This window comes from Micromonospora rubida, from assembly GCF_009908295.1.
GTDB lineage: Bacteria > Actinomycetota > Actinomycetes > Mycobacteriales > Micromonosporaceae > Micromonospora > Micromonospora rubida.
In genome coordinates this window covers 665667-686367 of record NZ_JAAALO010000004.1, presented here as the reverse complement: position 1 = coordinate 686367, position 20701 = coordinate 665667, and the positions used below count along the sequence as shown (strand labels likewise).

The window sequence follows — 20701 nt, the reverse complement described above, 5'->3', positions numbered from 1 at the left end:
CCGCGCCGATGTGCCATCGCTCGGTTTGCCGGACCCCGGCCGCTACCGGCCCCGGCGGGAGCCGACCGGCCACTGATCTCGCAGTTGGGGTGGATGCCCCGGCTGCGGGACGGGGCGGGTTCCCGGCCGCCGGTATCGGACCGGCGGCCGGGAACCCGCGGTGTCACCACTCAGGCGTTGACCGCCTCCGGCCGCTGGTCGGCGCCGCTGGCGCCGCTGCCGCTGCCGCTGCCGTCGGTGTCGCCCATCGCGACGCCCTTGCGCTTGCTGAACACCACCGACGCCACGATGATCAGCGTGGCCACCACCGCGATGCCGATCCGCAGGCCGACGTTGCGATCGTCACCGACGCTCCACGCCACGACGGCCGGCGCGATCAGCAGCGAGACCAGGTTCATCACCTTGATCAGCGGGTTGATCGCCGGGCCGGCGGTGTCCTTGAACGGGTCGCCGACGGTGTCGCCGATGACCGTGGCGGCGTGCGAGTCGGAGCCCTTGCCGCCGTACGCGCCGTCCTCGACGAGCTTCTTGGCGTTGTCCCACGCGCCACCGGAGTTGGACAGGAACACCGCCATCAGGGTGCCGGCGCCGATCGCCCCGGCCAGGTACGCCGCCAGCGCGCCCGGCCCGAGGCCGAAGCCGACCGCGATCGGGGCGAGGATGGCGAGCAGGCCGGGGGTCATCAGCTCGCGCTGCGCGTCCCGGGTGCAGATGTCGACGACCTTGCCGTACTCGGGGCGCTGGGTGCCGTCCATGATCCCGGGCAGCTCGCGGAACTGCCGGCGGACCTCCATCACCACGGCCCCGGCCGAGCGGGACACCGCGTTGATGGCCAGGCCGGAGAAGAGAAAGACCACCGCCGCGCCGATGATCAGGCCGACCAGGTTGCGCGGGTTCGCCACGTTCAGCGAGTTGAGGATCTCCGCGCCGACGTCGCCCACACCCGCGTCGGCGTACGCCGTGCGCAGCGTGTCGGTGTACGAGCCGAACAGCGCGGTCGCCGCGAGGACCGCCGTGGCGATCGCGATGCCCTTGGTGATCGCCTTGGTGGTGTTGCCGACGGCGTCCAGCTCGGTGAGGATCCGGGCGCCGTTCTCGTCGATGTCGCCGGACATCTCGGCGATGCCCTGGGCGTTGTCGGAGATCGGCCCGAAGGTGTCCATGGCGACGATCACGCCGACGGTGGTGAGCAGGCCGGTGCCGGCCAGCGCCACGGCGAACAGCGACAGCGTGATGGAGCCGCCGCCGAGCAGGAACGCGCCGAAGACGCCCGCGCCGATCAGCAGCGCCGAGTAGACCGCCGACTCCAGGCCGATGCTGATGCCGGCGAGGATGACGGTGGCCGCGCCGGTCTGCGAGCTCTTGCCGATGTCCTGCACCGGGCGCCGGTTGGTTTCGGTGAAGTAGCCGGTCAGCGCCTGGATCGCGGCGGCCAGCACGATGCCGATGACGACGGCGGCGATGGTCACCCCGCGCGGGCCGAGCGGTGGGTCCCCGCCGTCGACGCCGAGGCTGGCCCGCCACTCCGGCCCGAGCAGGTCGGCCCAGGTCGGCTTGAGGTACGCGTAGGAGGCGATCGCGACCAGCACCGCCGAGACCAGGGCGGAGATGTAGAAGGCCCGGTTGATCGCGGTGAGGCCGTTGCGGTCGGAGGCGCGCAGCCGGGTGATGAACACGCCGACGATCGCCACCAGCACGCCGATCGTGGAGATGATCAGCGGGAGGACCAGTCCGTCGTTGCCGAAGGCGGCCCGGCCGAGGATCAGCGCGGCGACCAGCGTGACCGCGTACGACTCGAACAGGTCGGCGGCCATGCCGGCGCAGTCGCCGACGTTGTCGCCCACGTTGTCGGCGATGGTGGCGGCGTTGCGCGGGTCGTCCTCGGGGATGCCCTGCTCCACCTTGCCGACCAGGTCGGCGCCGACGTCGGCGGCCTTGGTGAAGATGCCGCCGCCGACCCGCATGAACATGGCCAGCAGGGCGGCGCCGAAGCCGAAGCCCTCCAGCACGGTCGGGGCGTCGCCCTTGAACAGCAGGACCACCAGCGCCGCGCCGAACAGGCCGAGGCCGACGGTGAGGAAGCCGACCACGCCCCCGGTGCGGAAGGCGATCTTCATGGCGCCCTCCCGGCCGCCGGTCGTCTCCCGGGCCGCGGCGGCGACCCGCAGGTTCGCGCGGGTGGCCAGCCACATGCCGGCGCCGCCGATGAACGCGCTGAAGCCGGCGCCCACCACGAAGAAGGCGGACCGACCGATCTTCACCGCGGTCTCGCTGCCGTCGGTGTCGTGCACCGGCAGCAGGAAGAGCAGCACCACGGCGATCACCACGAAGATCGCGAGGGTCCTGAACTGCCGGAGCAGGTAGGCCGAGGCCCCCTCCTGTACCGCCCCGGAGATCTCCTGCATGTTGGTGGTGCCCTTACCGGCTGCCAGCACGGCCTTGGTCAAGGCGGCGGCGAAGACGAGTGCCACCAGCGCGATGACCGCGGCGATGACGACGTACGTCAGGTTGGCTCCGGTAAGGGACAGTGCGCCGCCGTCGGCGGCCAAGGTCCCGGACATCTGTGTCCTCCTGTACCGAACGCTCGCGCCGGCCGGTTGAGACGCACAGACCGACGCCTGGATGCGGACTCGCAAGCGCGCCAACCCACCCCAGCGGACCAGCGATGAACACCCATACCCGCTGGCTGCGGGAAGGATCACTTGCTGACAACCCGCGTACTGTAGCCCTCCGTAGTGCCAGAGGTCACACCGGAGGGCACCGTGTCCGGATGATCTTCGTCGCTGTGTTATATGAAAGAATCTGATATAAGGCCCGGGAACGACGGATGGGCCGCCCTCCCGATCGGGAGACGCGGCCTGAGCAGCGGGTCAGTTGATTGAGCGGCGGGTCAGCCAGAGAAGTTGATCGACGGGTCAGCGGAAGGTCAGCGACCCACCGGCCAGACCATCCGGACCTCGGTGCCCACGCCCTCGTCGACCGGGCGCACCTGGAGGTCCTCCACGAAGCCGGCGAGCAGGGCGAAGCCCACGCCGGTGGTCAGGTCGTCCTCATCGAGCGACTCGTTGGCGAGCTGGTCGGCGTCGAGCGCGGTCAGGCCGATGCTGGCCTCGATCGGCGCCCGGTCGACCACCCGCACCGAGTACGACCCGGCGTCGGACATCTCCACCAGCACCGGGTCGGGCACGTGGTATTGCCGGTGCAGGGCCACCGCCCGGGTGCACGCCTCGCCGATGGCCAGGCGCACCTCGTCGAGCAGGTCCTCGCGCACGCCGGCCCGCCGGGCCACCGCGACGCCGACCAGCCGGGCGGTGCGGACGTGCACCGGGGCCGGGGAGAAGGAGAGCCGGACCGTGGCCATCAGACGCCGGCGCCGGTCGGATCGGCCCCGATGGCCGCGTCGACCGTCGGGTACAGCGGGAACACCTGGTCCAGCGCGGTGATCCGGAAGATCTTGAGCAGCGGCTCCTTGTCGCAGACCAGCGCGAAGCTGCCGCCGGCCGAACGCAGCCGCTTGAGCGCACCCACCAGCACGCCCAGGCCGGTGGAGTCGAGGAAGTCGACCCGACCCAGGTCGACCACCACGTGACGGGCCCCACCGTCGATCAGCTCCAAGAGCCGTTCCCGCAGCCGGGGTGCGGTGTAGACGTCCACCTCACCACCGACCTCAAGCACCGTGTGCTCCCCCACGGCACGGGTCGCCAGCGACAGCTCCATCGGTCCTCCTCGCAAGAGTCGTAAACTCTCCTGGGCATCTAACCATCCCCGCCTGCGGCGCTCGTGAGGTCACCGGCGGCGGCTCCCCCTTACCCACACCCACGCCAGTCAACTCCGAACACTTGTGCGAGAGTGCAGGACGTGAGCCCCGCAGCAACCGTATCCGCAGGCCGCGGGCCCGACCGCCCGCCGGTGGGCGCACCCGCCGAGCTGCTGCGCCGGCTGCGCGCACGTACCGGCGCCGACCCGGTCACCCACGTCGAGCGGGTGCCGGCCCGGGCCGGGGAACAGGCGCCGTGGCCCGACTGGACGCCCGAGCCGCTGCGGGCGGCGTTCGCCCGGCGCGGCGTGGTCGCGCCCTGGCGGCACCAGGCCCAGGCCGCCGACCTGGCGTACGTGGGCAGGAGCGTCGTCGTCGCCACCGGGACGGCATCCGGCAAGTCCCTGGCGTACCAGCTTCCGGCGCTGGCCACCCTGCTCGCCGACCCCCGGGCCACGGTGCTCTACCTGGCGCCCACCAAGGCGCTCGCCGCCGACCAGCTACGCGCCGTCGCCGGCCTGGAACTCGACGGGGTGCGCCCCGCCTGCTACGACGGGGACACCCCGCGCGCCGAACGGGACTGGATCCGCCAGCACGCCCGGTTCGTGCTGACCAACCCCGACATGCTGCACCACGGAATCCTCCCCGGGCACGCCCGCTGGTCCGGCTTCCTGCGCCGGCTGGCGTACGTGATCGTCGACGAGTGTCACACCTACCGGGGGGTGTTCGGCTCGCACGTCGCGCACGTGCTGCGCCGGTTGCGCAGGCAGTGCGCGCGCTTCGGCCGTACCCCCGTGTTCATCCTGGCCTCGGCCACGTCGGGCGACCCGGCGACGACGGCCGGGCGGCTCACCGGCCTGCCGGTGGCCGCCGTCACCGAGGACGCCTCCCCGCGCGGCGGGGTGACCTTCGCCCTCTGGGAGCCACCGCTGCTGCCCGCCGATGCCGACGCCGCCGAAGCCGACGCCACCGTCGCCGACCTCGCGCCGGTGCGCCGGTCGGCGCTGCGGGAGACCGCCGACCTGCTCGCCGACACGGTCGCCGCGGGGGTACGCACCCTCGCCTTCGTCCGGTCCCGCAAGGGCGCCGAGGTGGTGGCCGCCAACGCCCGCCGCGCCCTGGACGAGGCGGTCCCCGGGCTGGGCGAGCGGGTGGCCGCCTACCGGGGCGGATACCTGCGCGAGGAGCGGCGCGAGCTGGAACGGGCGCTGTTGCACGGCGACCTGCTCGGGCTCGCCTCGACCAACGCGCTGGAGCTGGGCGTCGACCTGGTCGGGCTGGACGCCGTGCTGATCTGCGGGTGGCCGGGCACCCGGGCGTCGCTGTGGCAGCAAGCCGGCCGGGCCGGGCGCTCCGGCGGCGAGGCCCTCGCGGTGCTGGTGGCCCGGGACGACCCGCTGGACACCTACCTGGTGCACCACCCGGAGGCCCTGTTCGGGCGGCCGGTCGAGGCGACCGTGCTCGACCCGGCCAACCCCTACGTGCTCGCCCCGCAGCTCGCCTGCGCGGCGGCCGAGGCCCCGCTCACCCCGGCCGACCTGGACCTCTTCGGGGAGGGTGCGAAGGAGGCCGTCGACTCGCTCGTCGAGACGGGTGCGCTGCGGCAGCGGCCGACCGGCTGGTACTGGCGGCACCGTGAGCGACCCGAGGTCGACCTGCGCGGCGAGGGCGGGGCACCGGTGTGCGTGGTGGAGGCGGCCACCGGACGGCTGCTCGGCACCGTGGACGGCGGCTCGTCGCACTTCCTGCTGCACCCCGGCGCGGTCTACCTGCACCAGGGCGTCTCGTACGTGGTCGACGCGCTCGACCTGGCCGACGGCTGCGCGCTGGTGCACCCCGAGGAGCCGGACTGGTCCACCCACGCCCGGGACGTCACCTCGCTGACCGTGGCCTCGGTGCGCTCGTACGTCGACGCCGGGCCGGTCGGGCTGTTCCTCGGCGAGGTCGACGTGACCAGCCAGGTGGTGTCGTACCAGCGGCGGCGGATCGCCTCCGGCGAGGTGATCGACACCCGGCCGCTGGACCTGCCGGCCCGGGAGCTGCGCACCGTCGCGGTCTGGTTCACCCTGTCCCCGGAGTCGATGACCTCGGCGGGGGTCGCGCCGGCGGACGTCTCCGGGGCGCTGCACGCCGCCGAGCACGCCGGGATCGGGCTGCTGCCACTGATGGCCACCTGCGACCGGTGGGACATCGGCGGGCTCTCCACGGCGCTGCACCCGGACACCGAGGCCCCCACCGTCTTCGTGTACGACGGCCACCCGGGCGGGGCTGGGTTCGCCGAGCGGGCGTACCGGACGGCGGCGCAGTGGCTCCGGGCCACCCGCGACGCGATCGCCGAGTGCGGCTGCGAGGCGGGGTGCCCGTCCTGCGTCCAGTCCCCGAAGTGCGGCAACGGCAACAACCCGCTGTCGAAGCCGGACGCCGTCCGGGTCCTCGACGTGGTGCTGGCCAACCTGCCGACCGAGCACCCGCCCCGGCAACCCGGCCCCACCGACGCGCCCGACGCCGGGCCGCCCGGAGCCGGAGCCGGCGGGTGAGACGGCAGGGCCCGGGCCGGGCGTCTGGGGCGACCGGCCACGGTCGGGGCGGGCGGGGGGTGGGGGCTGTGCGACACTCGGCGACTCATCGAAGGAGATTTCATGCAGCTCGACACCTTGCAGCACCAGCAGCAGTTCCACATCCGCCAGCGGATCCGACTGATGGTCAACCAGTACCAGGTCCACGCCGTCGCCCCCGACGGGTCGGAGGGCGAGCTGCTCGCGTTCGCGCAGCAGAAGCGGCTCGCCTTCAAGGAGCAGGTGACCATCTACACCGACGACACCAAGCAGCACCCGCTGCTCGGCTTCAAGGCCCGGCAGCGGCTCGACCTCGGCGCCACGTACGACGTGACCGACCAGGCCGGTAACCCGATCGGGCTGTTCCGCAAGGACTTCGCCCAGTCGCTGCTCCGCTCGACGTGGCACGTCGAGCAGGGCGGGCTGCCCCAGATCACCGGCCAGGAGCGGAGCATGCCGGTGGCGCTGCTGCGCCGGTTCGTGGACTCGCTGTCCTGGCTGCCGTACCACTTCGACTTCGTCGCCGGCGGCCAGCCGATCTTCTCGGTCATCAAGAAGTGGGGCCTGCGCGACCGGTACGTCGTCGAGGTGCAGAACCCGCAGATCGACCGCCGCCTCGTGATCGCCATGGCGATCGGCCTGGACGCCCTCCAGGGCCGCTGACCCGACGGCCCTGGGTCCCGGCTCCGCGAGTCGGGACCGGGCCGGGGAGAGATCAGACGATTACTCCCATCTCCTCGGCCAGGCGCAGGACGTCGAGGCTCGTCGCCGGTGAACGGCTAGCGTCCCGTGGACGGACAACTGGTCGGCGGGACCGGCAAGCGGATTCGGCGGCGCAATCGGGTGGGCCGCCGCGATACTGACTTCCATCGCGTGCCGGGCCTGCCCCTGCGCCAGCAGCGCGTACCCGAGCTGAACGGCGGCGGCGCCCGTCAGAAGCTGGTCGTCGGCGTCCCGGCTGGCGGCCAGCGCGCGGTCCGCGGCCAGCCACCGCGCTGGCCACCGACCCCGCCCCACCGATCCCGCCCAAAGTTCACCCACAATCCGGAAAGTTTGTTCCACTCCTTAAGATTGCCCGAGATCTTGGAATGAAACGGCCCCTCCAGGGGCCATTTGCTTCCAAGATCTCCGGAGTGGTCAGTCATAGCCCCCAGCGAATCGCCGAAAATGGGTGCTCCCGGCAGTGGTCCCCGGCATGAGGAGCGGGCCTCGATTTGCCGGACCTCACCTATGCCACATCTCCCGCAAATTTCCCCGTGAGTCGCCGCTACGCCGGCCATGCCCCTCCCCGCGCTGGGTTAGCCCGGCAACGGTATCGGACGTCGTGACGCCCAGCGCTGCACACGACGTCGCAGCGAACCGGATTTGAAGGTTGCGGGCACGCCATCAGCTCCCATCGCCCAAAACCCTCCACCGAGGGATCACCGTTACGATGGAATCCCATGGACAAAGAATCGGGCACACCGCAGGCGCGGGACTCTCGCAGAGCCCAGGCCGGAAGAACCGCCCGGAAGCCCGACTTCTTGCTGACAGCATTCGAGTTGCGGGAGGTAACTACATTCGCCGTGGCCGCCGCTGCGGAAGTGCTACCTATCTACGAGTCTGCCAGCCCGAATGACGCCAGGCCGCGCCGGGCGATCGAGGCAGCTCAGAACATTGTTCAGGGTGCGTCGCGCTCGAAGTTGCAACGAATAACGGCTTTTGCTGCACACAGGGCCGCAAAGGACGCCCCCTCAAGAGCGGCTCACCACGCCGCCATGGCGGCAGGTGACGCCGCCGCGTCCGTTTACCTCCATCCCTTGGCGGACGCCGCTCAGGTGAATCACATTCTGCGCGCCGCAGCTCACGCCGCACGTGCCACAGAACTCATCCGTACGGATGTGCCGCACGCTGCGGAAACCTCTCTCGAAACAGCGCGACGACGAGCCACTCCCCGACTCGTCTCGGTCCTGAGCCGGTACCCCACCACCCCGGAGGGCTCCCACCGGGTCGCCCAGCTGATGCACCGACTCGACGTAGCGCTCCGAGACAGCTCGGACATCATCGAACGCCAGATAGGGGAAGGAAAATGATTCTCCCGCCGGATCGCGACCCCCGCCTCGTGACCATTCGGCGCGGCGGGTCGCTCACCGATGCCGACCATCAGGCCCTTGCCCTTTGGGCAGCCGCCTGTGCTGAGCACGTCCTGCCCCTGTTCGAGAGAACTCAGCCCTCTGACCAGCGTCCTCGGCAGGCGATCGAGGCGACGCGGGCCTGGGTGCGCGGCGAGGCCGCAATGATGGTCACCCGGGCGCTCGGTGGTCATGCCATGGGCGCTGCTCGTCCGCTCAGTGGAGCGGCACGCTTCGCTGCATACTCCGCCGGTCAGGCCGCATGTGTGGCCCATGTTCCCGAGCACGACCTGGGCGCTGCTGCGTACGCAATTAAAGCGGTTCGAGCCGCAGCGGAGCCTGGGGAGGCGCGACAGGTGGGGCGAGTCGAACGCGACTGGCAGCGTAGCCACCTTCCGGAGCACGTTCGCGACCTGGTCATTGAGGACCAGAAGCGCAGGAACAGCATCTGTTGGTTTGTCTTCGGCGACTGAGTTGATCTCAGCAACACAAAAGGGTTGATTGGTTCGAAACGCGCCTAATTCCCATAACGGGCAGGGCTGGATGTAGGCGTGGAGCCATCGATAGACAGGTTCTTGCGACAGAATCCAGTCTTCGAGAGGGCTCCACGTGATCGCCTATCCGACGTGCCCAGGGAACTCGTGCAGCACGTGGCGCGGCTGCTTCGTGCCGAGCGCCGCACGGTCGGCACCCGATCGAAAACACGGGCCTTGACCTGCTTCTACCAGGCGGTCGACGACCGCAGCTACAACACCACCCTCCGATCGATGCGATGCCTCGGAGAACGCGGCTTCACGATCCTCACCGGACGCTGGCGGACCCTACGCCACCACACAGCCAGCCCACGAAGAACCGGCGACATCGTCCACGCCGCACTCCACCTCACACACTTCGAATACCGACACCTATCAAAACCTTGTTGAGATCACCTCACTGAACGCAGTTTCGCCTCTCCGCTACAGCCCGCCCGAACCGGCTGACGCACGTCGACCGCGCGACCGACGGAATCCACGTCGGCGCACGGCTCGAGTCAGAGCGCGCCGCGGTCGACCAGGCTGAACGTGGTGTCGGTCTGGGCCGCCCGCTCACCCGCCGCCACGTCGCCGCCGTGGCTCGCGCCGCCGCGGCTACCCGCCGACGACGCTCACGCCCGCACCGGCCCGGCACGGGAGGTCACCGTGGCGACCCGGGTGAGGCCGGGTGCCGGGGTGACCGTCACCTCCGCCGTAACCACGGCGTCCAGCCCGTCCAGCCGACAGCCGGTCAGCCGCGCCCCGTTGGCCCGTACTACCTCGTCGGCGGACGCGCAGGCCACCTGTTCACCGGCCAGGGCCCGGCCCGCCCCGGCGAGCGCGCCGAAGTCCGCCGCCACCCGGGCCTGCTGCCGGGCGACCCGGGCCGCACCGACCGCCGCCCCGAACAGGCCCACCACGACGAACACCAGCCCGACCGCGAGCAGGCACACCGTCGCCCCGCCCCGCTCGCGCCCAGCCCAGGGAGTGCCGGCACCTCGCCGCTGAACATCGAAACTTCCAGGACGCCCGACCCGACGCCCGCGACCGCAGTGGTGTTCGCGGGCACTCCCGGCCCGACGCCTACGACCGCAGTGGTGTTCACGGGCACTCCCGGCCCGACGGTTGCGGGCCGTCACGGTTGCGGTCCCGGGGTGCCCGGCTCGACGGCGGCGACCGCGCTGGCGCTCACGGCGATCCGGGGCAGAAGCGCACCGAGGGCGCGGACCGGCGCCCGAACCGTCGCGGTGACCCGTTCGCCGTCCACCGTCACCGAGACGTCGGCCCCAGCCGGAGCCGCCGCAGCGCCCGCCGGCCCTCCGGGCTGGCCCCGGGAGGCGGCCAGCGCCGCCTCCCGGGCCGCTCCCAGGCAGGCCGCCCTGGTGGCGACCGCGTTCACCGCCGTGAGACCGGCGAGCAGGAGCAACAGCAACGCCGGCAGGCCGGCGGCCAGTTCGGCCGTGAACGATCCGCGCTCCCGTGGCGACCGGACCGTACGCCGCCGCGCCGACGCGGTCGCCCGAACCGCCTCCGGCTGACGCACAGACGCACCCCGGTCGCCCCCGGCCTGCCGGCGGGTGGTCACTTCAGCGCCCGGTCGATGACGGCGGTCAGCGCGGACTGCACGTTGCCCGAGGTCAGCACCTTGAGCAGGATGCCGGCGAACGCGACGGCGGCGAGGGTGCCGACGGCGTACTCGGCGGTGTTCATCCCGGCGTCCCCGCGCAGGCGGGTGAGGATCTTGCGCATGCTTGTCCCTTCTCGACGGTTGCCGCCGGCCGATCGGCCGGCGACGCTCACAGCACGTCGCCGAGGACGGCGACGATCACCGGCACGAGGCCGGCGAGAATGAAGGCCGGCAGGAAGCAGAGCCCCAGCGGCAGCACGATGAGGACCCCGGCCCGACGGGCCGATGCCTCGGCGGCGGTCGATCGGTCGGCGCGCAGGTCGTCGGCGAGGCGGGTCAGCGCGCCGGCCAACGCCGCGCCGCTGCTCGACGAGCGCAGCGCGGCATTTGCCAGCCGCTCGGCACCCGGCACCGGGACGAGGTGCGCCCAGGACTCCTCGGGGCCGCCACCGAGCAGCAGGGTCCGGCCGACCCGACCCAGCCGATCGGCCAACGGGCCGCCGAGCGCCTCCGCGACCGCCAGCACGGAACGGTCGACCGGCGCACCGGCCCGCAGCGCGGCCGCGAGCAGGTCCGCCGCCAGCGGCAGGTCGGCGGCCTCCCGGAGCCGTCGCTCCCGGACGGCAGGGGACTCGATCCGGCGCAGGCCCCGGTCCGCCGCGGCAGCGACGACGGCACCACCCAGGAACCCGGACCAGCCACCGATCACCACGACGGTCGCCACCCCGGCGAGGCCCGCCCCGAGCCGGATCCGGTCAGGCCACCACGCCGGCCTCGATCGCCCGGTCGACCCGGCCCGCCCCCGCAGGCCGCGCAGGCGACGGGTGGCGCCTGCGGGCGAGCCGACGGAGAGGGCAAGCGCCGCCGCCGCGACGAGGCAGCCGGCCGCCACCGCCTGCCTGGTCATCGGCGGCTCCCGTCCGGCACCGCGCCGAGGCGCTCCGTCCAGAGCAGCCCGGCTGACTGGAGGACGGCGGCCGCGATCGCGCATCCGCCTCCGACGGGTGTGTGCAGCAGGACCTCGACCGGGTCGACTCCGACCCCGTACCCGAGCCCGATGCCGCCGAGCGGCAGGGCTGCGAGCAGCAACGCGGTGGCCCGGGCACCGGCCGCCTGCGCCGCCGCGCCGGCCAGCCCTCGGTCGGCGGCCCGCGCGTCGGCCTCGACGCGCTCCAACAGGTCGGCCAGCGGCGCACCGGTCCGGTCCGCGAGTCGGATCGCCGCCTGGGCCAACCGCGCCAACCGGTCCGGATCGGGCGCGGCGACGGCCGGCCTGCCGGCGTCCGTGGCCGGACCGGGGATCAACCCCGGATCGCTCACCGCCCCGGATGCGCCCAACAGACCATCGTGGGCCGGCAGGGCTCCGGCGATCAGCGCGACCTCGACCAGTGGCACGGTCGTGGCGGTCAGGGCGACCTCGGCCGAGGCCAGGCCGGCGGTCAGGGTGGCGGCGGCGGTCAGCACCGGCACGCCGGCGCGCAGGTCCGCAGCGAGGGCGCTGAGCTGGTCCAGGCTGTGCCGTCGGGCTCGCTGAGCGGCACGCGCGAGGCCTCTGCGCAGCACCGCCCGTGCGGCCAACGCCCCGTACGTGCCGACCACCACGGCGGCCACGGGCCCGGCCAGCAGGCCACCCGCCCCGGCACCCGCCGCTCCCGCCAGCAGCAGGCTTCGCCGGGGCGAGGCGGACAACCATGTGGGCACCCCCGGCCGATGGCTGCTCGCCGTGCCGGCGGGAAACCGCCCCGGCGACAACCCGGTACGCCAGGTCCCGGCACCCGGGAGGAGTGAGGCCAGCAGCGAGCTTCGCTGCCCCGGCCGGGCGGCCTCGGACCGGTCCAGCGTGGCAGTTGGCCGGCGCGGGTCACGACGACCAGGCGGCCCGGACCGCCCGCCGAAGCCGAACGGGCCGGGTGGCCTGGACGAACCGGACCTCGGGGACGGCCCCGATGGGCCGGACAACGGAGATGCTCCGGAGAAGGAGCGTGGGCCGGAGGCATCGCACGGGCGGGATGGCGGGCGCGGGTGGAACCCATCGGACGGGGCGGAGAACGGACGCGGGCCGGACGGTCTGCCCGGGGCGGGGCCCGCGCCGCCAGGCTCCCCCGGCGCTGTTTCGCTCCGGGGGTGCCGCCCGGGGTCCCGGGCGTCGAGGGGGTCACGCTGCCGGTTCGACGCCCTGCCGACGGCGCTCGGCGCGGCCTGCCCGGCAGGGATACGCACGGCGCCGACCCGATCGGCCGGGTCAACGGCCGACGACGGCCGGCCCGGAGGCGAACCGAGCAACCGCCGTCGCCGGGACCGGCTGCTGCGCAGCGGCCACGCCACAGCTATGGCGGCGACGACGAGAAGGGCCGCCACCAGCCAACCTGCCCCGGTCACTCGGATCCTCCGTGCCGGGGCCCGCCGCCCGTCGCCTCGAACCGGTCGTCCCGTTCGGGGCGGCCATCCCGATCCGGGCGGCCCGGCCACACCTCGCAGAGGACGGGCGGGACGGGCACGTCCCGCTCCCGCAGCAGCGTGCCGAGGGCTGCGGCGGCGGGACCCGGCCCGTGGCCGCGTACCCAGGCGGGGACGACGGTGACCAGGCGGTCCGGGCCCTCGGGGAGCAGCAGGCAGACCGACTCCAACACCCGGCCCCGGGCGCCTCGGCGGACCTGGAGCAGCACCTGGAGCGCGGCGGCGACCTGGGCGTGCAGGGCGGCCCGGGGCAGCCCGCCCAGCATCCCGAGCGCCTCCAGCCGGGCCGGCACGTCGGACGGGGCGTTCGCGTGCAGCGTCCCCGCCCCGCCGTCGTGGCCGGTGTTCAGGGCGGCGAGCAGGTCGACGACCTCCCCGCCCCGGCACTCCCCCACGACCAGCCGGTCCGGCCGCATCCGCAGGGCCTGCCGGACCAGGTCGCTGAGCCCGACCGCGCCGGAGCCCTCCACGTTGGAGGTGCGGGCCTGCAACCCGACCACGTGCGGGTGTAGAGGCCGCAGCTCGGCGGCGTCCTCGACCAGGATGATCCGCTCGGTGCCCGGGACCAGGCCCAGCAGCGTATTGAGCAGCGTCGTCTTGCCGGAGCCGGTGCCGCCGACGACCAAATACGCGAGCCGGGCCGCCACCACGGCGGCCAGCACCGGCGCGACCGGCCGGGGCACGGTGCCCTGCCGGACCAGGTCGTCGAGGGTGAACGGGCGCTGCCGGAAGGTGCGCAGGGACAGGTAGGGCCCGTCGGTCGCGACCGGGGGCAGCACGGCGTGCAGCCGGGTCCCGTCGGGCAGCCGGGCGTCCGCGTACGGGGAACCGTCGTCGAGGCGGCGGCCGGCCCCGGCCGCGAGGCGCTGGGCCAGCCGGCGGACGTCGTCGATCGTGCCGAGCGGAACAGCGACCTGGCGCAGGCCCTGCCCCCGGTCCACCCACACCCGATTCCCGTTGACCAGCACGTCGGTCACCTCCGGGTCGGCGAGCAGGGGCGCCAGCGGACCCGCGCCGACGAGGTCGTCGTGCACCCGGCCGGCGATCCGCAGCACGGCGGTGTCGCCGAGGACCGCAGCGGCGGGCTCGGCGCGTACGGCGGAGACGACGGCGGCCGGGGTGACCGGAGTGGCCGCGGCGGCGAAGCGCTGGCGTACCCGGCTCGAAAGCTCGTCGCCGCCGTGGGGCGCGGTCATGCCGCACCCGTTGCGGGCAGGCCGGTCAGCTCGCCGACGATCCGCTGGCAGAGCGCGGCGAGCGGGCCACGCCCGTCGGCGGCGGGCGCCTCCCCCCGTTCCAGCCCCCGGCACAGGCCCGGCTCCGGTCGTAGCGTCCCGGCCAGCGGCAGCCCCAGGGCGCGGGCCACCTCGACGGCCTTCAGCCGCCCCGGGGCCGGGCCGCGTACGACGACGGAGAGCTGGGCGCAGTGCGGAGCGGCGGCGGCCACCACCCGGGCCGCCGCCGCCGTGGCCCGCAGCTCGGCCGGCACGACCAGGAAGGCCTGGTCGGCGGCCTGCAACGCGAGCACGGCCGGGTCGTCGAGGTGTCGGGGCACGTCGGCCACGACGAAGTCCCGCCCCCGGCGGGCCGCCTCCAGGGTGGCCGCCATCGCCTGGGCGGGCAGCGGCAGCAGGTCCCCCCGGTCCCAGGAGAGCACCACCAGGTCACCCCGGTTGGGCAGGGCCCGGACCAGGGCCGGCGGGTCGACCCGCCCGTCGGCGTCGGTGAGCGCCGGCCAGCGCAGCCCTTCCAGTTGCTCCCAGCCGAGCACCAGGTCCAGCCCGCCGCCGAGCGGGTCGACGTCGACGAGGAGGGTCCGCAGCCGGGCCCGGGCGGCGGTGACGGCCAGCCCGCCCGCGAAGACACTCGCCCCGGCGCCACCCCGCCCGCCCAGGACCGCGACCACCCGGGCCACGCCGTCGCCGGCGCGGTCCGGCGCGCACTCGGCGAACCGGTCCACCAGCCACGGCTCGGCGGCCGGAAGGACGGCGACGTGCTCGGCTCCGATCAGCTCGGCGATCTCCCAACCGGGGTCGAGCTGCCCGGACCGGCCAACCAGCACCATCCGTGGCCGGCGTGGGAGCCTCGCCCGCAGGCACGCCTGGGCCTGGTCGTCGCCGACCAGCACCAGCGGCGCCGGGGTCCACCGGGACCTGGCGGCGGCCGGGTCGGCGGCCACCTCGACCTCGGTGCCGCCTGCGGCGGCGAGCCGGAGCAGGTCGTCGAGGAGATCGCCGTCCGAGGTCACCAGCAGGGGCAGCCGCCGGCGCGGTGGGAGCGAGGTACGGGGTGGCATCGCGGCCTCCAGCAGTCGGGCTCGGGGGTGCTGCCGGAAAGCGTGCTCGGATCCGCCGCCTCCCGTCGCCGCCTGTGGACAACCTGGTGCCCTGTGGATAACGCCCGCCGAGCCAGTGGATCTGCTATCGACCGCCGCCACTTCCACCGGCGTACGCCGGACCCTGGCTGCCTCCGAGCGACCCGCCACGCAGAAACAGTCCGCTGACGCGTTCAGGCCCTCATATTCGATCTGGGCCGCCTCGGTTGGATGAGCGGGGCGGTTCGTCGTTGCACGATCAGACCCGCCGGCTGGACGAAGATCTCCCCGCGGGCCACGGCCTCGCCTTTAGCGTCGAGCTGGTAGCCGTCGAGCCAGATCCAGTGGTCGTAGGTGACCAGGTCGTGCCGAACTTTGATCAGGCGGAACATGATCGGCTTGGTGAACTGCACGCTGCACGCGGCGGTTACGTGAAGGACGTCGCCGGCCTTGAGTTCGATCATCGGCGAGGGCCGTAGCGTCGCCATGCCCTGATCCGGGCCTTGGCCACCTCGACCAGGGGGCACCCGCCGCTCGGGCGACAAGCGGCACACCGCCGGTGCTTGTGCCAGTCGAGGGCACGCCAGGCATCCAGGATCAACAGAGGCAGCCGACGCACGGGTCCGTGGTCCGTCATCGACCCATCGCATCACAGGGAGTTGCACAAGGGCAACCCCCTAGGGCGTTGACCTACCCCGTATGCCCTGGTGCAAGTCCGTGAGGCCATACCTTCAGATTGTGGAGCTGCTTGGGCTGGACGAAATCCGTGATTTGCTTGGCGGGATCAGCAAGCAGCGCGCCACGATCATCGTGGGCCGCAAGGGATTCCCTGACCCCCTCGCCACGTTGAAGATGGGCCGCGTCTGGGATGGCAAAGCCGTTCGCGCTTGGATCGCCAAGAACCGCCCCGGCCCGGCTGACGAGGACTGACCGGCCGCAGCAACTGAGAGTCACCACACCCGGCTAACGCAAACGTCCGTCGCAAGTTCCAGCCACGGCCGTCACTTCCGGCCAGGGTGCCTGTTTACGCGTGGCCGCCGATGGCGACCGTCCCGATGGTCAGCAGCGGCTCGCCCTCCAGAATCTCCCCGACCCGCCGCGCCTGGTCGTCGAGTTCCTGGCGTTCGGCGACGGTGAGCGCGGTCAACGGTTCGACCGTGATGTTCAGCTTGCGTCCGGAGCGGCGGAGGTGCCAGATGCCGGCGACGACGCCGTCGATGAGCAGCACCGGGAAGTTGCCGGCCTGACCACCGGAGAGCGCGCGTTGCGCGGCACGCCCGGGGAAGAGCCGCTCGCGCGGATGGCAGCCGACGGGGTAGGCGTCGAAGTACGGCAGCAGCCGCACCCCCTGCGGCGGCACGGAGGCCGGCTCGGTATCGCCCGTGGTGACCCAGGCGACAGAGCCGGCGACCTCGACGCGTTGCAGCTCGCCGGCGAGCGAGTCGAACAACTGGGTCGCCCAACGGCGAGGTGCGGAGAGCCACTGCGCGAACTGCTGCGGCGTTGCCGGCCCGTACGCGTGCAGGTAGCGCCGGACCAGGTCGGCGAGGGCGGCGGATGCCGGAGCGGGCTGGAATCCTGGCAGCCACCGCTGTGGGCTGGTGTACGTCACCTTCCGTCCACGGTTCGGGCCGAAACACAGGGCACCGCGGTGTGCGGCGAGGGGTATCGCCTGCCGCCAGCGCGGCGCCATGCTCCCGAACGCCGGCACGACCGGATCGACGGCCCAGGGACCTGTGCGGGTGGCCACCTCGGCGGTGAGTTCGTCGATGGTCAGTTCCGCGTCGGCCAGTGCTCCCGCGATGGCCGCGACGACCTCTTCGGTCTGGTCCGGGGTCAGCCGCGCGTCGGCGGACATGCTGTTCGCAGAGGCCGGCAGCGCGCCGAGCGCACCGGTCCACAGCGGCAGTTCGCGGGTCGGCAGCAGGTGCACGGTGCCGCGAGGTCCGTACGTCTTGACCAGGCTGCGCTCGCCCCACAGCGCCTGCCGGACGTCGTTGCGGGTGACACCGGCGACGCGCAGCCCCACGGACAACTCGGCGGCGGAGAGCACCTGGGCATGTGCGCCGCACATGGCGGCGACGGCGTCGACTGGGCGGCCGCGTACCGGGGTGGCCAGCCCGTGCCGGTCGAGCCGCCGGCCCCACACGTCGGGCCAGGACAGCCGGGGCACCACCGTGGACTGGTCGGTCATCGGGCACGGCTCCTGGTGTCGTCATTCGGTCTTGGTGCCGGCCGTTGCCGTCAGCGGAGCGGGCGGAAGAACTTCCGCACGTCGTCCACCAGGAGATCGGGTGCCTCCAGGGCGGCGAAGTGGCCGCCGCGGCTGAATTCGCTCCAGTGCACCACGTTGTGGTCGCGTTCGGCGAGCGGCCGGAGGGTGATGTCGTTGGGGAACACCGCCACCCCGGTCGGGACCTGTGACCTCGGGCTGGCCTGGCCCCAGGTGCGGGCGTCCTCGTAGTAGATCCGGGCGGCGGAGCCGGCGGTGCCGGTTAGCCAGTACACCGAGACGTCGGTGAGGATCAGGTCGCGGTCGATGGCGTCCTCGGGCAGGCCGGCGCTCGGGTCGGTCCACTCCTTGAACTTCTCGACGATCCACGCGAGCTGACCGACCGGTGAATCGGTGAGGGCGTAGGAGATCGTCTGCGGCCGGGTCGACTGGACGATGGCGTACCCGGACATGTCCCGGCCCCAGGTCGTCATGAACTCGAGGCGGGCCTGGTCGGCCTCGGTGAGGCCGACCAGCTCGGCCGGATCGCCGGAGGGGAAGGTGCCCAGGTTGTTGACGTGCACCCCGATCACATGGTTGGAGTCGATGCGGCCGAGCTCGGGGGTGATGATCGCTCCGGTGTCGCCGCCCTGCGCGCCGTAGCGGTCGTAGCCGAGGCGCTTCATCAGCTCGGCCCATGCCTGGGCCACCCGGCTGGTGCCCCATCCGGGTGCGGTGAGCGGGGTGGAGAAGCCGAAGCCGGGCAGGGACGGGGCCACGACGTGGAAGGCGTCGGCGGGATCGCCACCGTACCGGGCGGGATCGGTCAGCGGGCCGATGATGTTCATGAACTCCACGACCGAGCCGGGCCAGCCGTGGGTGAGGATGAGCGGCACCGCTCCCGGCTCAGGCGAACGAACGTGCAGGAAGTGCACGGTCTGTCCGTCGATCTCGGTGGTGAACTGGGGAAACTCGTTCAGCCGCGCCTCATGGGCACGCCAGTCGTAGTCGGTGCCCCAGTAGTCGGCCAGATCCTTCAGATAACCCTGCGGCACCCCTGCCTCCCAGCCCGTGGCGGGCGACTCGTCCGGCCAACGGGTGGCGGCGAGCCGCTGGCGCAGGTCGTCGAGGCGGTCCTGGGAAATCTCGATCCGGAACGGGGTGATCTGTTCGCTCATGAACATCACGCTACGGGCGAGCTAGGACAGGTACGGCCCTAGCTTCCTGACAGACTCGGGGCATGTTGGAAACCTCCGCCCGGTTGCTGCGGCTCCTCGGGCTGCTACAGACACCCCGCGAGTGGTCCGGCGCCGAGCTGGCGCAGCGCCTTGAAATCGACGTACGGACCGTGCGCCGCGACATCCAGAAGCTGCGTGACCTCGACTACCCCGTGCACACCACCCCTGGCGCCGCCGGCTACCGGCTCGGCGCGGGAACGAAACTCCCGCCGCTGCTCCTCGACGACGACGAGGCCGTCGCTGTCGCCATCGGGCTGCGCACCGCCGCCAGCGGCACGGTCACCGGCATCGAGGACAACTCGCTACGCGCCTTGGCCAAGCTCGAACAGGTCCTGCCGTCGCGCCTACGGCACCGGGTCGGCCTGGTGCACTCGGTCACCGTCACGGTCCCCGCCACCGGCCCCACCGTCGACCCGGACGTGCTGGTCGCCATCGCCACAGCCTGCCGCGATCACCAGAGGCTCCGCTTCGACTACCGTCGCCACGACGGCACCTCGTCGGTACGCGACGCCGAACCCCACCGGCTCGTCCACAGCGGACGTCGCTGGTACCTCATCGGTTGGGACACCGACCGAGGCGACTGGCGCACCTACCGCGTCGACCGGATCCAACCGCGCATCCCGACCGGACCCCGATTCACGCCACGACAGGCACCCGGCCCCGACTTCGCCGCGTACCTGACCCGCGGCGTGTCCACCGCCTCCTACCGCTACCAGGCCAAAATCACTTTGTACGCCTCGGCCGAGGCCGCCGCCGAACGGATCGCGCCCACCGTCGGGGTCATCGAAGCCATCGACGCGCACACCTGCATGCTGCACACCGGGTCGAATTCCCTGGACGAGATCGCCGTCTACGTCGCGCTGTTCGGCTTCCGCTTCCGCATCCACGAGCCACCCGAGCTGATCACACACGTCCGAGGCCTCGCCGCCCGGCTGACCGACGCTGTCGAGACTTCCTGAGCAGCGTGGTGGCGGCGGCGATCTGGCCGAATCTGCCGGGTCGGGACTGACGCGTTGTAGCGCCCTGAAGGCCTTTGTGAATACTGCGTTGGCCTGCTCCGACCCCTGCGGGGAGGTTCTCAGGGTCGCGGGCGGGGTTCCACCGGAGGCGCCGGGATCCCGTGCGCGACCATGATCATCAGCATGACGAAGGTAGCAAAGTTCGCTCTGATCGCCGGGCCGCTCGCGTTGGGCGGCTACGGCGTGGCCCGTAACATCGGCAAGCTCGACAACGTGTACGGGCCGGGTTTCGACTGGCAGCTCGCCCACTTCCTCGGCTTGGCCGGCTTCCTCCTGTTCGTGCCGCTGGCCTTGGGGCTGCGGACCCTACTGCCCGCCGGGGCGGTCCGTGAAGTGGCGGTCGGCGCGACCTTGCTCGGCTTGTCGGCATCCATCGTTCAGTTCGGAACCGACATCGTGCAGGCGTTCATGGCTGCCGACAAGGAAGAGCTGCGGAGCCTGCAGCACGACTTCTCCGGCCTACCCGGCGTGCGGCCCGCAATCTACGACTTCGGCCCACTGTTCTTCTTCGTCGGGATCGTGGTGGTCGCGGTGCTGGCCGCCAAGGCAGGCCGGATGCCGTGGTGGAGCCCGGTGGTCCTGTTCGTCGGGGTGCTGCTGTCGCTGGTGAAGTTGGATCTGATGCCGCTGGGCGGGCTGTTGATGCTGGTGGCACTGCTGCCGCTACGGCGCCCGTTCCGGCAGGTATCGGCGGGCTGAGCCTGCAGCCCCTCACCCGTGATTCCCCGACGGCACCCAGGCCGCCGGTCCGCTCTCGGCATGACAGGACGTTTGGTCGGCGGCTAACCTGCCGCCCCGAATCGCCGGACCCTGTCGCACATCAGCTGTCGGATCACACGTGTCCTCCATCGGCTGATGGGCGATAGTTGTCCGCCAACTGATTTGCGACACCTCAGCGT

The 20701-nt window shown here is 72.5% G+C and carries 19 protein-coding genes and 2 pseudogenes; 8 read left to right on the top strand and 13 right to left on the bottom strand.

The window, feature by feature from the left end; translation table 11 throughout:
* Positions 1–170: 170 nt before the first annotated feature.
* From GVV04_RS17650 to GVV04_RS17640, 3 genes are all read right to left on the bottom strand, one after another.
* Positions 171–2561, bottom strand: a complete 2391-nt coding sequence (locus GVV04_RS17650) for a sodium-translocating pyrophosphatase (protein ID WP_161689104.1) — start codon at positions 2559–2561, stop codon at positions 171–173.
* 365 nt (positions 2562–2926) lie between these two features.
* Positions 2927–3364 (bottom strand): ATP-binding protein, encoded by a 438-nt coding sequence (locus GVV04_RS17645; RefSeq protein ID WP_161689443.1) that lies wholly within the window; start codon positions 3362–3364, stop codon positions 2927–2929.
* Positions 3361–3717 (bottom strand): STAS domain-containing protein, encoded by a 357-nt coding sequence (locus tag GVV04_RS17640; RefSeq protein ID WP_161689103.1) that lies wholly within the window; start codon positions 3715–3717, stop codon positions 3361–3363. The genes GVV04_RS17645 and GVV04_RS17640 overlap by 4 nt, the downstream gene beginning before the upstream one ends.
* Positions 3718–3849: 132 nt before the next feature.
* On the opposite strand from GVV04_RS17640, the gene GVV04_RS17635 reads away from it, so the two are divergent.
* From GVV04_RS17635 to GVV04_RS17620, 5 genes are all read left to right on the top strand, one after another.
* Complete coding sequence (locus tag GVV04_RS17635; protein ID WP_407938809.1) at positions 3850–6294, top strand: DEAD/DEAH box helicase; 2445 nt, start codon at positions 3850–3852, stop codon at positions 6292–6294.
* Between the two features lie 102 nt (positions 6295–6396).
* Entirely contained in the window at positions 6397–6975 is a 579-nt protein-coding gene (locus GVV04_RS17630) for an LURP-one-related/scramblase family protein (RefSeq protein ID WP_161689102.1), read from the top strand.
* A gap of 126 nt (positions 6976–7101) precedes the next feature.
* Entirely contained in the window at positions 7102–7404 is a 303-nt protein-coding gene (locus GVV04_RS17625) for a hypothetical protein (RefSeq protein ID WP_161689101.1), read from the top strand.
* 350 nt (positions 7405–7754) lie between these two features.
* On the top strand, positions 7755–8384 hold the full coding sequence (locus GVV04_RS34405) for a putative immunity protein (RefSeq protein WP_328822429.1): 630 nt from the start codon (positions 7755–7757) through the stop codon (positions 8382–8384).
* On the top strand, positions 8381–8896 hold the full coding sequence (locus tag GVV04_RS17620; RefSeq protein WP_161689100.1) for a putative immunity protein: 516 nt from the start codon (positions 8381–8383) through the stop codon (positions 8894–8896). Before GVV04_RS34405 ends, GVV04_RS17620 begins: the two co-directional genes overlap by 4 nt.
* Positions 8897–9567: 671 nt before the next feature.
* Here GVV04_RS17620 and GVV04_RS32220 read toward each other — a convergent pair.
* The 8 genes and pseudogenes from GVV04_RS32220 to GVV04_RS17580 form a co-directional block, all read right to left on the bottom strand.
* Positions 9568–9915, bottom strand: a pseudogene (locus tag GVV04_RS32220) (Rv3654c family TadE-like protein); the annotation flags it as partial.
* A gap of 155 nt (positions 9916–10070) precedes the next feature.
* On the bottom strand, positions 10071–10388 hold the full coding sequence (locus tag GVV04_RS17610) for a TadE family type IV pilus minor pilin (RefSeq protein WP_201753745.1): 318 nt from the start codon (positions 10386–10388) through the stop codon (positions 10071–10073).
* Positions 10389–10516: 128 nt separating this feature from the next.
* On the bottom strand, positions 10517–10684 hold the full coding sequence (locus tag GVV04_RS17605; protein ID WP_007074167.1) for a DUF4244 domain-containing protein: 168 nt from the start codon (positions 10682–10684) through the stop codon (positions 10517–10519).
* Between the two features lie 47 nt (positions 10685–10731).
* The gene (locus GVV04_RS17600; protein WP_161689097.1) at positions 10732–11469 is read right to left on the bottom strand and encodes a type II secretion system F family protein; all 738 of its coding nucleotides are present in this window, start codon (positions 11467–11469) and stop codon (positions 10732–10734) included.
* Positions 11466–12251: pseudogene (locus GVV04_RS33205) on the bottom strand (hypothetical protein); the annotation flags it as partial. The pseudogene GVV04_RS33205 and the gene GVV04_RS17600, both read right to left, overlap by 4 nt.
* Before the next feature lie 686 nt (positions 12252–12937).
* A complete protein-coding gene (locus GVV04_RS17590) occupies positions 12938–14215 on the bottom strand; it encodes a TadA family conjugal transfer-associated ATPase (protein WP_235966253.1) in 1278 nt (425 codons plus the stop codon).
* A complete protein-coding gene (gene ssd / locus GVV04_RS17585) occupies positions 14212–15315 on the bottom strand; it encodes a septum site-determining protein Ssd (RefSeq protein ID WP_161689096.1) in 1104 nt (367 codons plus the stop codon). The genes GVV04_RS17590 and ssd overlap by 4 nt, the downstream gene beginning before the upstream one ends.
* A gap of 212 nt (positions 15316–15527) precedes the next feature.
* Positions 15528–15797, bottom strand: a complete 270-nt coding sequence (locus tag GVV04_RS17580; protein ID WP_201753586.1) for a hypothetical protein — start codon at positions 15795–15797, stop codon at positions 15528–15530.
* Positions 15798–16071: 274 nt separating this feature from the next.
* On the opposite strand from GVV04_RS17580, the gene GVV04_RS17575 reads away from it, so the two are divergent.
* On the top strand, positions 16072–16263 hold the full coding sequence (locus GVV04_RS17575; protein ID WP_151463052.1) for a hypothetical protein: 192 nt from the start codon (positions 16072–16074) through the stop codon (positions 16261–16263).
* Positions 16264–16357: 94 nt separating this feature from the next.
* Here GVV04_RS17575 and GVV04_RS17570 read toward each other — a convergent pair whose 3' ends face one another.
* Positions 16358–17527: a winged helix DNA-binding domain-containing protein gene (locus GVV04_RS17570; protein WP_161689095.1), complete on the bottom strand. Its 1170-nt coding sequence runs from the start codon at positions 17525–17527 to the stop codon at positions 16358–16360.
* A 50-nt stretch (positions 17528–17577) separates the two neighbouring features.
* A complete protein-coding gene (locus tag GVV04_RS17565) occupies positions 17578–18711 on the bottom strand; it encodes an epoxide hydrolase family protein (protein WP_328822458.1) in 1134 nt (377 codons plus the stop codon).
* Between the two features lie 74 nt (positions 18712–18785).
* Here GVV04_RS17565 and GVV04_RS17560 point away from each other — a divergent pair, with 74 nt between their 5' ends.
* Together GVV04_RS17560 and GVV04_RS17555 are read left to right on the top strand one after the other, a co-directional pair.
* Entirely contained in the window at positions 18786–19742 is a 957-nt protein-coding gene (locus tag GVV04_RS17560) for a helix-turn-helix transcriptional regulator (RefSeq protein ID WP_161689093.1), read from the top strand.
* Between the two features lie 183 nt (positions 19743–19925).
* Positions 19926–20501: a hypothetical protein gene (locus GVV04_RS17555; RefSeq protein WP_161689092.1), complete on the top strand. Its 576-nt coding sequence runs from the start codon at positions 19926–19928 to the stop codon at positions 20499–20501.
* Positions 20502–20701 lie beyond the last annotated feature (200 nt).

Bases quoted from the DNA above. Each gene is read 5' to 3' on its own strand.
- GVV04_RS17650 (WP_161689104.1), bottom strand. From the start codon at position 2,561: ATGTCCGGGACCTTGGCCGCCGACGGCGGCGCACTGTCCCTTACCGGA.
- GVV04_RS17640 (WP_161689103.1), bottom strand. From the start codon at position 3,717: ATGGAGCTGTCGCTGGCGACCCGTGCCGTGGGGGAGCACACGGTGCTT.
- GVV04_RS17630 (WP_161689102.1), top strand. From the start codon at position 6,397: ATGCAGCTCGACACCTTGCAGCACCAGCAGCAGTTCCACATCCGCCAG.
- GVV04_RS34405 (WP_328822429.1), top strand. From the start codon at position 7,755: ATGGACAAAGAATCGGGCACACCGCAGGCGCGGGACTCTCGCAGAGCC.
- GVV04_RS17620 (WP_161689100.1), top strand. From the start codon at position 8,381: ATGATTCTCCCGCCGGATCGCGACCCCCGCCTCGTGACCATTCGGCGC.
- GVV04_RS17605 (WP_007074167.1), bottom strand. From the start codon at position 10,684: ATGCGCAAGATCCTCACCCGCCTGCGCGGGGACGCCGGGATGAACACC.
- GVV04_RS17600 (WP_161689097.1), bottom strand. From the start codon at position 11,469: ATGACCAGGCAGGCGGTGGCGGCCGGCTGCCTCGTCGCGGCGGCGGCG.
- GVV04_RS17590 (WP_235966253.1), bottom strand. From the start codon at position 14,215: ATGACCGCGCCCCACGGCGGCGACGAGCTTTCGAGCCGGGTACGCCAG.
- ssd (WP_161689096.1), bottom strand. From the start codon at position 15,315: ATGCCACCCCGTACCTCGCTCCCACCGCGCCGGCGGCTGCCCCTGCTG.
- GVV04_RS17580 (WP_201753586.1), bottom strand. From the start codon at position 15,797: ATGATCGAACTCAAGGCCGGCGACGTCCTTCACGTAACCGCCGCGTGC.
- GVV04_RS17570 (WP_161689095.1), bottom strand. From the start codon at position 17,527: ATGACCGACCAGTCCACGGTGGTGCCCCGGCTGTCCTGGCCCGACGTG.
- GVV04_RS17560 (WP_161689093.1), top strand. From the start codon at position 18,786: ATGTTGGAAACCTCCGCCCGGTTGCTGCGGCTCCTCGGGCTGCTACAG.
- GVV04_RS17555 (WP_161689092.1), top strand. From the start codon at position 19,926: ATGACGAAGGTAGCAAAGTTCGCTCTGATCGCCGGGCCGCTCGCGTTG.